The organism is Dyadobacter sp. CY261, assembly GCF_021440085.1.
Taxonomy (GTDB): Bacteria; Bacteroidota; Bacteroidia; order Cytophagales; family Spirosomataceae; genus Dyadobacter.
The window spans coordinates 1-14,640 of the sequence record NZ_JAKCPW010000022.1 but is presented as its reverse complement, the minus strand read 5'-3'; the positions used below and the strand labels follow the sequence as shown (position 1 = coordinate 14,640).

The 14,640-nt window shown below is 43.3% G+C and carries 13 protein-coding genes; 6 read left to right on the top strand and 7 right to left on the bottom strand.

What is annotated here, in order from left to right; translation table 11 throughout:
- Positions 1-46: 46 nt before the first annotated feature.
- The 5 genes from egtB to LZD49_RS32585 form a co-directional block, all read right to left on the bottom strand.
- Entirely contained in the window at positions 47-1,231 is a 1,185-nt protein-coding gene (gene egtB / locus LZD49_RS32605) for an ergothioneine biosynthesis protein EgtB (RefSeq protein ID WP_234672478.1), read from the bottom strand.
- Between the two features lie 52 nt (positions 1,232-1,283).
- On the bottom strand, positions 1,284-2,153 hold the full coding sequence (locus LZD49_RS32600; protein ID WP_234672477.1) for an alpha/beta fold hydrolase: 870 nt from the start codon (positions 2,151-2,153) through the stop codon (positions 1,284-1,286).
- Between the two features lie 64 nt (positions 2,154-2,217).
- Positions 2,218-2,757, bottom strand: coding sequence for a TetR/AcrR family transcriptional regulator (locus tag LZD49_RS35660; RefSeq protein ID WP_310590521.1), 540 nt, complete (start codon positions 2,755-2,757; stop codon positions 2,218-2,220).
- 93 nt (positions 2,758-2,850) lie between these two features.
- A complete protein-coding gene (locus tag LZD49_RS32590; protein WP_234672476.1) occupies positions 2,851-3,405 on the bottom strand; it encodes a TetR/AcrR family transcriptional regulator in 555 nt (184 codons plus the stop codon).
- A 56-nt stretch (positions 3,406-3,461) separates the two neighbouring features.
- Complete coding sequence (locus LZD49_RS32585) at positions 3,462-4,802, bottom strand: LLM class flavin-dependent oxidoreductase (RefSeq protein ID WP_234672475.1); 1,341 nt, start codon at positions 4,800-4,802, stop codon at positions 3,462-3,464.
- Between the two features lie 505 nt (positions 4,803-5,307).
- Here LZD49_RS32585 and LZD49_RS36205 point away from each other — a divergent pair.
- From LZD49_RS36205 to LZD49_RS32575, 3 genes are all read left to right on the top strand, one after another.
- Positions 5,308-5,448 carry an Imm27 family immunity protein gene (locus LZD49_RS36205; protein WP_409021369.1) on the top strand — a complete coding sequence of 47 codons (141 nt, stop codon included), beginning with the start codon at positions 5,308-5,310 and terminating at the stop codon, positions 5,446-5,448.
- A 572-nt stretch (positions 5,449-6,020) separates the two neighbouring features.
- Positions 6,021-6,836 carry an oxidoreductase gene (locus tag LZD49_RS32580; RefSeq protein WP_234672474.1) on the top strand — a complete coding sequence of 272 codons (816 nt, stop codon included), beginning with the start codon at positions 6,021-6,023 and terminating at the stop codon, positions 6,834-6,836.
- A 19-nt stretch (positions 6,837-6,855) separates the two neighbouring features.
- The gene (locus LZD49_RS32575; RefSeq protein WP_234672473.1) at positions 6,856-7,698 is read left to right on the top strand and encodes an AraC family transcriptional regulator; all 843 of its coding nucleotides are present in this window, start codon (positions 6,856-6,858) and stop codon (positions 7,696-7,698) included.
- Between the two features lie 64 nt (positions 7,699-7,762).
- On the opposite strand, the gene LZD49_RS32570 is transcribed toward LZD49_RS32575, so the two are convergent.
- Positions 7,763-9,238, bottom strand: coding sequence for a hypothetical protein (locus tag LZD49_RS32570; protein ID WP_234672472.1), 1,476 nt, complete (start codon positions 9,236-9,238; stop codon positions 7,763-7,765).
- Entirely contained in the window at positions 9,228-9,836 is a 609-nt protein-coding gene (locus LZD49_RS32565; protein WP_234672470.1) for an RNA polymerase sigma factor, read from the bottom strand. The genes LZD49_RS32570 and LZD49_RS32565 overlap by 11 nt, the downstream gene beginning before the upstream one ends.
- Positions 9,837-10,213: 377 nt before the next feature.
- On the opposite strand from LZD49_RS32565, the gene LZD49_RS32560 reads away from it, so the two are divergent.
- From LZD49_RS32560 to LZD49_RS32550, 3 genes are all read left to right on the top strand, one after another.
- On the top strand, positions 10,214-10,552 hold the full coding sequence (locus tag LZD49_RS32560) for a hypothetical protein (RefSeq protein WP_234672468.1): 339 nt from the start codon (positions 10,214-10,216) through the stop codon (positions 10,550-10,552).
- A 330-nt stretch (positions 10,553-10,882) separates the two neighbouring features.
- On the top strand, positions 10,883-13,291 hold the full coding sequence (locus LZD49_RS32555; RefSeq protein ID WP_234672467.1) for a TonB-dependent receptor: 2,409 nt from the start codon (positions 10,883-10,885) through the stop codon (positions 13,289-13,291).
- 4 nt (positions 13,292-13,295) lie between these two features.
- Positions 13,296-14,132, top strand: coding sequence for a DUF4249 family protein (locus LZD49_RS32550; protein WP_234672466.1), 837 nt, complete (start codon positions 13,296-13,298; stop codon positions 14,130-14,132).
- The last annotated feature ends 508 nt before the right edge of the window (positions 14,133-14,640 follow it).

The window sequence follows — 14,640 nt, the reverse complement described above, 5'->3', positions numbered from 1 at the left end:
TGCTTGGTGTCATAACGTCTACTTATATACGCTTCCAGTTAAGAAACTAAGCGCACGCTGTTCTGATCCCGGAAAATTGCCAACGAGCCTGTGGCTGGAAGAAATTGCGGTAGGTAATCCGGCTGTGGCCAGGCGAAGTGTAGGCGGAAGCTCCGCGGAGCACCTGCTGGTTCGCCATGAACTTGCCATTATACTCTCCAAGGGCGCCGGCAGGCCTCTTATAGCCAGGGTAAGGTAGATAGGCGCTTTCGGTCCATTCCCAACGCTGACCCCATTGCATTTTGGGCGCTGCAACCTCCCATTCAAATTCCGTAGGAAGCCTTAGTCCCATCCAATTGGCATAGGCGTAGGCCTCGTAGTAACTAACGTGGCAAACGGGCTCTTGCAGATCGATGGGTCGCAGTCCATCGAAGGTATAGTTAAGCCACTCGCCGTCCCAATGATGCCAATATAGCGGGGCTTGGATTCGCTGCATGTTCACCCAGGCCCAACCGTCCGAATGCCAATGCCGGAAATCGGTATATCCGCCAGAATCAATGAATTGAAGGTACTCCCTGTTGGTAACCGGCGTTGTGCTTATTTCGAACTGCTGCAGATACACCGTATGCCTATTATGCTCATTGTCCCATGAGAAAACCGGCCCAACGTGCCCTATCTCGTAGTTCCCAAAATTGATAGATAAAAAGCCTTCTTCTGAATGCCTGTCAGTGATGCCAGGATGCTGCGAATTTAAAAAGCGGGGAAACAGCGGGTTATTACCAAGAATGTACTTTATGTCGCTCCAGAGCAGCTCTTGATGTTGCTGTTCATGGTTTATTCCAAGCTCTATGTTTGGCGATATCTCTGTCAGCAGGTCAGTGCTTGCCAATTCTAGTAGTTGATACAGTCTTTCATCGACATAATCGCGATACCGAAATAATTTCTGTACCGTTGGTCTGCTCAAATTGCCCCTATCGGTCCGGACTACCCTACGTCCGATCGTTTCATAGTAGCTGTTAAAAACGTAGTCAAAGTCCTCGCTGAACGGCTGATAGTCTGGGCAGTGGGGCTTCAACACAAATGTTTCGAAAAACCATGTGGTGTGGCCCAGGTGCCATTTGGGTGGGCTTACATCTGCGGTGGGTTGCACTACGTAATCCTCGGTCTCCAAACCCTGGCAGATATCGACGGTGAGCCGGCGCACCTGTTCGTACCGCTCGCGGAGTACCTGAACTTGCGTCCTTGTTTCCATGATGATCACAGTTGAAATATTTAACCAATTTGAAACTGCGCGTCTGCAACTCTTAACGCGGCAGCGTGTCCAGAAACTTCAAAATTGCTTCTCCAATCTCATCGACATGGGTTTCCAGTGCGAAATGGCCGGTATCGTAGAGCTTGACGATCGCATTAGGAAGGTCTTTTCTGAATGCCTCTGCTCCGGCAGGCAGAAAGAATGGGTCTTTGTCACCCCAAACGGCAAGCAATGGCACCTGAGAGTCTCGGAAATACTGGTGGAAAGTCGGGTACAATGTTACATTACTCGCGTAATCCTTGAAAAGGTCAAGCTGGATTTCCTCATTCTCGGACCGATCGAGGAAAAACTGGTCGAGCAGGTAAGATTCCGGTGCAACCAGGCTCTTATCGCTCACGCCGGTAAAGTACTGCCAATGCGTGGATTCGGCGGTCGAAAGCACCCGAAGGTTATTGCGGTTCTGCTCGCTGGGGTCTGCCCAATACTTCTGGATCGGGTTCCAGCCATCACTTAGCCCTTCCACATACGCATTCCCGTTTTGGGTAATAATGCCGGTTATTTTTTCCGGGTTGGCAACCGCAAGCCGGAACCCGACCGGCGCGCCGTAGTCAAATACCTGCACCGCAAAACGTTCTAATCCGAGTTGGTCGATAAACCCTTGAACATATTTGGTCAGGTTATCAAAGGTGTAATCGAACGATTTGTAATGCGGTGCATCCGAATTGCCAAAACCGATCAAATCGGGAGCGAATACGTGGTATTTCTCTGCCAGGATCGGTATCAAATTTCGGTACATATGCGAGGACGTCGGGTAGCCGTGTAAAAGAAGCACCACTGGTCCGTCCATAGGTCCTGCTTCGCGATAAAATACGTTCAGGTCATTGACTTGCAATTTCTGGTAGCGTACCTGGTTCTTTTTCATTTGCAGTAAAGTTTACGGTTTAAGATAAAACAAAAACAGACAAGTCTGTTTTAACAAAATTAAATCAAAGCAGTTTTTCCACAACTGCCCGTGCGGCGAAAACCGGCCAGGGATCGTTGTGCACTTTATGGCCAATGAGCGCCCCCTCGAACAGTGTATAGATTTCACTGGCCAATGCTTCGTTTTGCAATGGTTGCAGTATATCACGAAACAGGTCCCGCACGCTTTCCTTCTGCAATTTGACCTGCTGCCGCACCCGCAAAGCGTCGTGAGGCATTTCATATACGATATTGAGAAAATGGCAGCCATGAAAACTTTCGTTGGTCACCGAAGCCGCCAGATAATCGAAAATCGCCAGAACCTTCTGCTTGGGCGATGCTCCATGCTGAGATGCCGCTACCAAACGCGCCAAGCTCTCGGCCCCGGTTAATTGCAAATAAGCCATGAGCAACTCCTCCTTCGATTTAAAATGTTGGTACAGAGACGATTTGGCGATATCAGCTTGCTCGATGATCTGGTTGATTCCTGTGTTGCTATAACCTTGCTGATAAAACAGCCTTGCCGCTGCTTTTAGGATTGATTCCCTGACGGTGATGTTTCTCACGATTCAAAGATAAAGCATTTTTTTAAAACAGACAAGTCTGTTTTAATTTTAATTCTATTTTAATGCTGGAATTGTCCCAGTTCGTAAGAACAGTTAGTTATCCAACAGCTTGGCGGCCATTCTTCGGGCGCTCAATACGGGCCATACTTCATCGTGGACCTTATTGGCAATCAACGCCCCGTCGAATAGCGTGTACATTTCATCCGCCAGATCTTCTTTCCCAATCGGTTCCAGGATTTGATAGAACAGCCTGCGGACCCCATTTTTTTGCTTTTTAATCTGTGCCCGGACGCGTTCGTCCTCCTTGGGGATTTCTGAGATAATATTCAAAAAGTTACAGCCGTAATATTCCTTCTGCTGCACCAACTCGATCAGATAGTCAAATATTGCCAATGCTCTTTTGACAGGATCTTCAAAGCGGTCTGCTGCATCTTTCAACGCCTGGTCGGTAGCAGCACCGGAAGTTTCCAGATAAGCCATCAGAATGTCCTCTTTCGAACGGAACGTTGTGTACAAGGATGATTTAACTACCCCGGATTCCTCAATGATCTGGTTTATGCCGGTGTTACTGTACCCTTGCTTGTAAAACAACCGGGAAGCCGTTTCTACGACTGCTTGCCTGACTGCATTTTTTCTATCCTTGCGCATAAGGCAAAGTTAAACAAACCGATCGAACAGACAAGTCTGTATGATGCATCAAAGCGTTATTTGGCGCTTCGTCTCGAAAAAGTATTTTCAGGCTTGGGCAACCTAAGCCTGTCACGAATCGTACCTCCGCCACCGTCATCAGAAACCAGCCCTCTCCTTTTGAGCTCAGGCATTACTTCTTCAAGAAACCGGTCCCAGTCTTCGGGGATAGTGGGAAACATTAGAGCGAAACCATCAGCTGCCCCGGCCCTGAACCAGGCTTCCAGCTCATCGGCTATCTCCTTTGGTGTTCCCCCTACAATGGGCGCGCTTCCGGCGCTAGCAACAATCGTCGAGATTTGACGAAATGTCAGGCCTTCGCTCTGGTATTGTTTAACCTTGACCAGGTTGGTACGTTGTCCGTCGAAAGTCGATTCATCCGGTAATTTCGGCAACGGGGCATCCAGGTCTAGTCCCGACAAATCCATCCCGACCCAACTGGAAACCAGATCAATGGCTACCTGGTCGGGTACCAGGCTTTCCAGCAGACGCTTTTTTTCTTCAAGTTCAGCGGCAGAGCCTGCAATGATCGGTAATATCCCAGGCAGGATTTTCAATGATTCAGGCTTCCTGCCAAAACTGGCAAGCCGGTTGTTGAAGTCAGCCCGGTATTGCTGTCCTTCTTCAATCGAGCGGAGAAGCGCAAAATTAAGATCTGCGTGCTTTGCGGCAAGGTTCCTCCCATCACTGGAAGAACCCGCCTGAATAATGACCGGATGTCCTTGAAGGGGCCTGGGCACATTTAGTGGCCCCCTCACTTTAAAATACTCACCACGATGGTCAACCCTGTGGACTTTACTGGGATCTGCAAAGTCACCCGACTGCTTGTTGATTTTGATCGCGTCATCCTCCCAGCTATCCCACAGCTCCTTGACAAGTGTTACATACTCTTCGGCGCGTTTATAGCGTGAGCTATGCTCGATGCGGGCATCTCTGCCGTAGTTCATGGCTTCTTCATTCATCCCGGACGTAACTACATTCCACCCCGCCCGTCCTTTACTGATATGATCCAGCGAAGCAAGCATGCGCGCCACATTGTACGGCTCACTGTATGACGCTGAAATTGTCGAGAACAAGCCAATCCGCTGTGTTGTCGCTGCCAGCGCGCTCAACAAGGTTATCGGTTCCAGCCGTGCGTTGGCGTAACTGACGATGTTGCTGGGGTAGCTGTCCCATATCCCAACATGGTCGGCCAAAAAAATAGCATCCAGGCCAGCTCGCTCGGCGGCCAGCACAAGCTTCTGGTAGTAGTCAAGTGTAAAAATCTCACGTTCAGGTGCAGAAGGATACCGCCATGACATTCGGTTATCCCCCTGGGGATTGAAGAAAAAACCAGTTAAAATAAGTTTGTTTTCCATCAAAGCCGTAGATAAAAGGGAAAGTTACTCAAGTCATCAAATAAAAACAAACAAGTCTGTTTTTATTTGATCAATATTTTTATGGTTACTCCCAAACTTTCTTATTCATGAAAGGTGAATACGCACTTTGGACAAATTATGTTTTTACCACCTAATAAATCTGAAACCGGAAGATATAACTAACAGTTGTATAGCGGACATTCTTGCTTTTACCTGGTCCCTCTTCATACGCCGGTAGTATAGCCTACGCTACCTTATGTGAAGTACTTTATGAACTGTCACGACATAGTGAGAGTTACTAACCTCATTGACACCCGAAAATAAAATGTAGTTCTCACGATTACGGCTGTGCACGGAGTAAAAATTGATAAATCCTCCATTGGGTGCCGAAGAAAACTTTCCCAGGTGAAGAATTTCCATTAAGTCCTCGAACTTTTCTGGGACATTGCCACCAGCAAACTGAGTACTTATTATCGCCCGAAAGTCTACTATCACTGAGTCGTCGATGAGATCAATCTCTGTTAGCGTTAATGTCTACTATTTGGATTCTGATGGAACAAAATGGATTAAAAGCTACCCTGATTCCGGTTATCACGGAGGCGGATTACCTATCCTAACTAAGGTTACGCGATTTCCAGATGAATGAGAGAAGCGGCGGTAAAAGGGCGAATACATCCATTAATAGGTTAACCGAAGGAATGCAATGTTATTCAGCAATTTCGAGGCAAGGTTACGTTGAACTTCACAAAAGCGATCGTTGGGAAGGCAGGTTGAAGCGTACAGATATACGACCGAATTAGCGAAACGTCCATAGCGGTTACAAAATTAATCTGTAAGTAAGGTCAGGCAGTTTACTGCATAGTGAATTTAAACTAAGCGCAGGATGGAGAGCAACACCGAAATTTTGTCGCTACCTACCCGCAAATAGTCCAGCAAGTCCTGCAATACTACATAGCATCCTACTTGGGCCTGACCCGCAACATTTAGGCAGGTTAAGAAAGAAAGCTTAACCGTCATTCAAGACCATCACAGTTCTCATGCTATTGACCTAAACACTTTAATTATCCGCTTGCAAGATTGTTGCAGAAAGCATCCGTGGTCAAAGCATCCTGCATTTGAACTTGTCAGCACACAAACTTGGACCTTTCAACAAACCCGCACCTATGGCCCTAAGTTACCTTTGTCATATAAATTTTAACCAAAGAAAACTTAGACAAAATGAAAAAGACCGCATTAGTAACAGGGGCTTCGGCCGGAATCGGCAAAGCGACTGCCATTTATCTCGCTCAAAATGGTTATAATGTGTATGGTGCTGCGCGCAGGACCGACAAAATGGAAGACTTGAAATCCTTCGGCATCAAACCGATCGCACTTGATGTAACAAAAGATGATAGCGTGACGGCGTGCGTCAATCAAATTTTGCAGGAAGCTGGAAGTATCGATATTTTAGTCAACAATGCGGGTTTTGGTTTAGAAGGGGCAATTGAGGACATTTCGATGGAAGACGCACGTTATCAATTGGAAGTAAACGTATTTGGCGCTATGCGTTTGGCGCAACTGGTTTTGCCCAAAATGCGGGAAAACAAGTATGGCAAGATTGTCAACATTTCTTCTGTTGGCGGCAAGATCGCTTTTCCACTGGGTGGTTGGTACCATGCAAGCAAATTTGCACTGGAAGCATTGAGTGATAGTATGCGCAGTGAAGTCAAGCAGTTTGGCATTGACGTGATCGTTGTCGAGCCAGGTGCCACCAGATCTGAATGGGGCAATGTTGCCACTGACATTCTCATGAAAGTATCTGGCCATACAGCTTACAAAGACCTGGCGGCAAAAACACACAATGTATTTACCCGGTTAAATAAAGATATAGCAGAGCCAGAAGTGATCGCCAAACTGGTCAGGAGCGGAATCGAAGCTAAAAGTCCAAAAACCCGCTACACAACTTCGCAAATGGCTTCCTCGCTTTTGCTATTTTTGAGAAGGATTCTATCCGACAAGCAGATGGATCGATTGATCATGAGCCAAATAAAATAACCACAATGGAATTGCCGCAATGGAATTGAGCCAAATGGAAAACGTCGTCCTTCAACATAATATCCTGTATGCACAAGGTCATCAAAAAACGCAAAGTAGCGAACACTACTTTCCTGAACATGCCTTGGGTATCATGCTTTCAGGTGAGTCCTACTATTATTCGAACGAAGGAACATTTGTGATGAAGGAAGGCACGATCTGTCTGATGCGCCGGAATGAATTGTTCAAAAAGCTGAAAAAGGCGGGTCCAAATGGTGATCCGCCTGCATTGATCAGCATATTCCTGGATCAAAAAACGCTGCATCAATACGCAACTGAGAACGATGTTGCCAAACAAGGTCCATACAAAGGAAAAGCGATGATGGAGCTGACAGGCGATATGCTTTTGAAAGGATTTTTTGACTCATTAGTGCCCTACGCCCAGCGTCCGGAAAAACTGACGGCAAAAATAGCGGAGCTCAAAACCCGTGAAGCCATTGAACTACTGCTTCAAAGCGGTGATGTTTACAAAAAGCTTCTATTTGATTTTCAGCAGCCTCATAAGATCGATTTGGAAATGTACATGAACCACAATTTCATCTACAACATTCCCCTCCCCACATTTGCCAAACTCACAGGACGCAGCCTGTCAACATTCAAGCGGGATTTTACAAAGGTTTTTGAAACAACGCCCGAAAAGTGGTTACAACAAAAGCGTTTAGAGCAAGCACATTATCTGATCTCAAAAAGGGGGATGCGGCCTTCGGAAGTTTATCTAGAAGTTGGTTTTGAAAACCTGTCGCACTTCTCATTCACCTTTAAAAAAACATTTGGCCTTACACCAACCGAGTTAATTGAAAAAAGCGGGAGCGCTCGCAGCTAACAAATGGGCGGGTTGTATAAACTTTAACAAGTAAAGACAACAATACTATGAACTAGCCCTCAAGTCATCTATTGAATTTATACAAAACCTGCACACTGGCCCCCCACAAAAGATCTTTGTTGGAAAATTCTGTTTTACGTAATTGAGGACTAACGTACGGACTTAACCTAAACAGGAACTTGTTCGAGCGACGCTCCAGACCCAGGTTTATTGTAATATCGTTAAAAGGATTTACGCTTAATTTTGCATTGTATTCTCCTTTATCAAAGGATTGACTGTCTTTCTTATAATTGAAATGGATGTCTTTTAGGGAGTAAACTGTAAGATCGGTTCCTATCCCGAAACGTAGGGCCCAATTCGGACGTATTTCGTAATGATATGCAATTGTTAAGGGAATTTGAACGAGCTGGTAATTTTGTTCAATATTTAACAAATCAACGTTTTGAGCTACGTAAGGTGCATACAGAGCCCTAAAATCCTGGCCAGTATTTTGACCAAACTGCTCGGCAGTGTCGTAACTGTCGCCGGTGATCTCTTTCCAGCGGGCACCGGTTTGAAAACTCCATTTGGGAGTGATCCGCAGCTCTCCAAGAAGTGAGCCCGCCACCTGTCTGTTACCTGCCTCAAGGCTTCCACCCACATAATAATCCATCCTTTTAAGAACCGACTTCATTGATTCGGAGTAATATTTGGGTTTGTCTTTGCTAGCAGAAGATAATTTTTCCGGCGTCTTTAAAACCGGTAGTTTTAACCGCGTAAATGAAAGATGAATGTTGCCAATACGGCTTAGCTCCGACAGTAGCCAGTTTTTGCTTTCCTTCGCTTGGGCCGCATTATTTGAGTTGTCGGCAGTATTGGATGAGTAACTTTCTATTGTCTTACCAGCTTTGGGAAAATCGTCTTTATTTGTATACGCTGCCTTGTTTGCCGGATTATTGTCGTTGCCGGTTATTTCGGAAGATCCTCTCTTAACTACGGTATTATCTGATCTGCCCGTATTTAATTCTGCGCCGGAAGCATTATTCTGAGCAATGGATTTCGCAACCGTACCAGCCGTTTGATCCGGTGCGATGTCAGGTGAATCTGCTCTTCTGAAATTTGGATTCTTTACTGATTTATCCGTAATCGGATTATTAATTGGCTGCTGAATTTCGTTATGAGGACTCTGCCTTGTATAAAGCAACTCCTGACGATCCTGAGCTGCAATGGTTTTTTCAATATATCGGTCAATGTATACCGTGTCGACACGTAGACTTGTCTTTTGAGTAGAATTTAGTTCAATAGAAGTGATTCTGCTTTTTAAAGAATCTAGGGAGGATAAGAGTTTTTTATTGGTAAGATTTTGAACGTAATTGAATGTTATAGAGCCGACCAACAACGAAGCGACCAACCCATAAATCAGGATTTTAGTCCATGAAAAATGGGGCGTAATATTACCACTCGAAGAGACATAATTATATATCCGATCGACTTCTTCATCGCTTGGATCCAGACCCAATAACTTTTTCCGGAATTCATCGTCAAATTGCTCAGTTTTCATTAATTCCCTTATTAGGCCAGTTATAAAGTTGATACAAATGCGGAAAGTTTAGTTTTATCATGGTCTGCAACTTTCGTCTGGCATCCCTCAGGTTAGATTTTGATGTTCCTTCCTGGATACCAAGCATGTTAGCTATTTCTTTATGTGAATATCCATCAATTACAAACAGTGTGAAAACCATTCTATAAGCCGGTGGAAGGCGTTGAACCATTATTAATATTTCATGAGCAGATATTTCGCTTAAAATGTCATTACTCCAGTCCGCTACTTCCAGATCATCCAGACTAAGCTGCCCCTGCCATTTAAGATTCTTCCGGTAATAGTCAATGGCCGTATTGATAGCAATTGTTCGAAACCATGCCTTGAAAGGTTGAGCTTTGTCATAGCTATGTAAATTCATAAACACTTTTAAAAAGCAATCATTTACAATCTCTTCCGCTTCCTCAAAGGTAGCTGCATATCGAAGCGAGATGCTTTTGGCATATCCCGCAAACTGTCGGATCAGACATCGTTGTGCCTGAGCATTGCCATCCTTACAGGCATCCAAAATGCTTGACAGATCCTGTTCATCAAAGAGAGTTTTCCTTCTAAATAGCAATGTTAATTAGGATTAGACATCATCTTCTTCTCCTTACGGAAGGTAACATGCAAAGGTGGGGTGTGATTCTATATTTTTTTTGGGATAGGAAAGATTTTTTAGCATTGACCCCACTATTTTTTCGGACAACCCGTAATGGCCTTTGAAAACAGTGTATCCCTGTTTTGTTCTCTACGATGGTTTGCATTTTTAAAAAGGTCATGTCGGCCGCACCCTTATGTCGTTAGTTGGCAGTACATCACATTTGCCCAAGACAACATTATCCCTGAAAATGGCACAGAATTGCCCGCTAGGGTGGCAGCAAAGTAAAGGATCATACACCAGTTGCTGACGCAGGCACCACGATTGCCCGTACTTATGCTAAACGATTAACCTGTATGAAATTCAATTTTGATATTCTTAAATATCACCTGTTTATTCAGCAAGGAATTCCTCCCGAACGTGTTAACCTCGAAACTAATTTCAAGGCTGATCTGAAAATGTCTGATAACCAGATTAAACGGATGCTCGGTTTCGTCCACGGACAAACCGGAATTATCTTTCCAAGCGATGCCACGTTTTATCTCACCGATATCTTCGATCTGGTGATCCACATGATGATCCGTACGGTTGAAGTTGAAATAAGTAACGAATATTTCAATTCGCGATCTGAACCAGTCTGGCAAAACTTTCTTCGCACAAAGTTTATGCTTCCTGTATATGCTCATCTTAATTAGTAGACAATGATCAACTCGTGTTACCGGATACCCAAAATCGGCAAGATTCCGGCATTTCCTCTGAACAGTATTCATCGGCAGAATGCAATCCAAGCCGCGCTTCATATTAACGACGACTGGTATCTTAATAAGCGTATAGCCAATTACGTTAGTTCGTATCCTCCTTCCTTTTTCAGGGAATCTACAAATTCATGAACCGTCTCGTCTCTGAAATGGGCGATCGCCCGAAGTAAGATCAATTTAAATAAAAGGACGAAAGGTATATCAGATTTAGCAAACAAAAATTAATGGAAAATTTTAAACAAAACATAAATAATCTTTGAAAATATTATGAAAAAAACAAGTCAATTAAAATCATTTAGGTCAAGGAAAAGGCAGGCGTTATTTGTAGTGATGATGTTGTGTCCAGTATTCCTTTTTGCACAAACCAAATATACAATTAGTGGTGTAGTCAAGGATGTTGGCAACGGTGAGACACTCTCGGGGGCAACTGTCCTTTTAAAAGGTACTTCTATTGGAAGCACGACCAATGAATATGGTTTTTATTCTATCACAGCACCTGAGGGTAATTATACCGTAACCATTTCCTATTTAGGATTTACAACTTTTGAGAGGGCAATAAACCTTAGCTCTAATCAAAAGCTCAACATTGAGCTTAAAGGGGATGACGCTCAATTAGATGAAGTAGTCATCACAGCTGATGAATCAAAGCAAGTAGACATTCGGACACCACAAATGAGTGTGGCAAGGCTCTCAACTAAGGATATCAAACAGATGCCTGTTGTTTTAGGTGAGGTAGACTTGATCAAGTCCATTCAATTGCTACCAGGTGTTACCAACGCCGGCGAAGGTGCATCGGGCTTCAATGTGCGTGGTGGTGCAGAAGATCAAAATCTAATTCTTTTGGACGAAGCAATTATTTACAATGCCTCCCATTTGTTTGGTTTCTTCTCAGTATTTAATGCTGATGCTATTAAGGATGTTAAACTTTATAAAGGAGGCATTCCTGCACGTTTTGGAGGGCGGGCTTCTTCGGTATTGGATATACGTCAAAAAGACGGAAATAGTAAAGAATTTGAACTCACTGGCGGTATTGGGGCTATTTCCAGTCGCTTGGCGGCGGAAGGGCCTATGTTTAAAGACAAAGGTTCGTTTTTAATAGCCGGCAGAGCTTCTTATGTAAATATATTTTTAGCCTTAGCTAACCAAAACAGTAGGGCCGGGTTTTACGATTTGAATCTGAAAACAAATTATGAGATTGATGAGAAGAACAAACTATATCTATCTGGCTATTTAGGCAATGATAACTTTAACTTGGCAGGATTATTCACTAATTCATACGGAAACCTCTCAGGAAACTTGCGATGGAATCATATTTTTAACAACAAGTTATTCTCCAATGCATCCTTAATATACAGTCGATATAATTATAATCTGGAAATTCCTATTGAGGGAATTGATTGGACTTCAGATATAAGCAATTATAACATGCGATATGACTTTGGGTATTATGCAAGCGATAAATTAAAATTCGACTTTGGGATAAATGGCATTTATTACAACTTTAATCCAGGTACACTCAACCCATTAAATGCAACTTCGGGTGTTAATCCGGAGAAATTAGACGACAAATTCGCTTTTGAAGCTGGGGTTTATACAAGTTTAGAACATAAAATTTCCGAAAAAATTACCGCTGAATATGGGTTGCGTCTTAGTTACTTTAATCGACTTGGAAAACAAACATTAAACAATTACGCCAATAATTTACCTGTGATTTACAACGAAGAATTAGGCATTTATGAGCGTGCCGAATCCATTTCTGAGACAAATTACGGTAGGGGAAAAAGCATAGCTACATTCAGTAATTTAGAACCTCGGTTTGCACTTTCATATCAGCTCAACGAGAAGTCTTCTTTTAAAGCAAGTTATAACCGAGTTGCTCAATACCTGCATCTGATCTCCAATACCTCATCAGCCACGCCATTAGATGTTTGGGCGCCTAGCGGAAAGTTTATTGAGCCGCAAATGGCAGACCAATATACTGTGGGCTATTTCAGAAATTTAAATGAAAATATGTTTTCGATCGAAGCCGAAGCCTATTACAAAACGATCGACAACAGGATAGATTATATCAACGGCGCAGAACTTATAGCACAAAACACCATTGAAACCGAAATATTGACTGGTGAAGCACGGGCTTATGGATTAGAGTTTCTACTGCGAAAAAACCAAGGCGATTTTACAGGCTGGGTGGCGTATACGTTGTCAAAGTCGCAACAGCGCACACCCGGAGGAGCAGCTGGCGGATTAGGTATTAACAACGGGAAATGGTATAACTCTAACTGGGACAGAACCCACGACTTTGAGTTTACCGGAAGTTACAAACTCAACGAAAAATGGCGATTTGGGGCTAATATGGTATTCCAAACAGGACGACCTGTTACCTATCCCAACGGACAGTTTATATACAACGGATTATCCGTTGCGACTTATTCCGAAAGGAATGCAGACCGATTGCCGGCCTACCACAGACTAGACCTTTCTGCAACCTTAACACCTCGAAAAAATAAAGATAGAAGATGGCAGGGAGAATGGGTATTTGGCATATACAACGCTTACAACCGAAGTAATGCAGCCTCTATTTCTTTTGGTCAAAATCACCAGACAGGTGTATCTGAAGCCACTCGTACTTCCATATTTGGTATTGTCCCCTCAGTAACATACAATTTTAATTTTTAAAACAATGAAAAACAGAAATATATACAGCAAATTAGGTGCACTCCTTTTATTAATAGGACTTTTAAACTCTTGTACGGAGGTCATAGATGTCAATGTCCCAAATGGCAGGGCACGATTGGTGGTTGATGCGTCTATTAAGTGGCAAAAAGGTACTACGGGAAAAGCACAAACCATCAATCTAAGAAAATCAACGGCATTTTTTGATAGGAGTCCAGATGTTCCTGTTACGGGTGCTTCAGTAACAGTAACCAAAGAAAACGACGGGTCAATATTTGTGTTTGCCGACCAGAATAATGGCAGTTACACAGCAACCGATTTTGTTCCGGAATTAAACGCATCGTACACTTTGAAAATCCTTTACAACGGCAACTCCTACACAGCAACCGAAGCCCTAATTGCAGCACCTGTTATTAATCGGGTTGAGCAAACCATTGAAGGTTCTGATGGTGACGAGGAAATTGTGCTTCAGGTATTTTTTGACGACCCCGGCGCTGTTAAAAATTATTATTTAGGAGAATTTACTCCGTCTAATCCACCACTGCCGTCTCTTGCAGTTATCAGCGATAAATTTTCCGATGGCAATGAAAATTATATTGAGAACGATAATGAAAACAATGTTGCTGGAGTAACTGTAGGAATTAATGTGTATGGTATTTCACAACGATATTATGACTATTTAAACATATTGATTCAGCAATCCGGAAGTGATGAAGGTGGGCCTTTTCCAATTATTCCCGTACAGTTAAAAGGAAATTGTACTAATGTCAATGATTCTAACGAAGAAGTATTGGGATATTTTAGGCTGGGTGAATTTGATACTACCTCATATAGGGTAAATTAGCAAGCATCCCGAACTGCAATTGTTTTTCTAGTCATTTTCCGCAGATCGATTTGCTTGAAAATAGGTGAGAATCGATGAACTATCCGGAAGCTCAACACAAAAATTTTATAAATGAATTGGAAAAAGTTCATCGAGCTATAAAGAGGAAAGCATTTAGATATCTTACTGGTAGTTAAGAGCAAGATAGGTAAAACGTGCAGTAACAATGATGATGTATAAAAGAATCCTAATTTGTAGACCGAGTCATAGATTAAGAAATTACTGTTGCTTTCACCTAGGTGGAGAATTCGGAACCACGGATCAAGATGCTCGTATTTAGCCAAACGGAAAGGGAATTAGTCCTGAGTGGCCGCCTTCATCTTTCGGCTTGCTAAATAGGAAAAGGTCGCCATTATGCCGTAAGCTTTTGGCGACTGTAAGCTTCCCCTAAAAGTGATCGTTGAATAAATGGAGCTTTCCGATTATATTTTCATAAAAGGAAAGGAACATGAAGAAGAATCGATTCAGC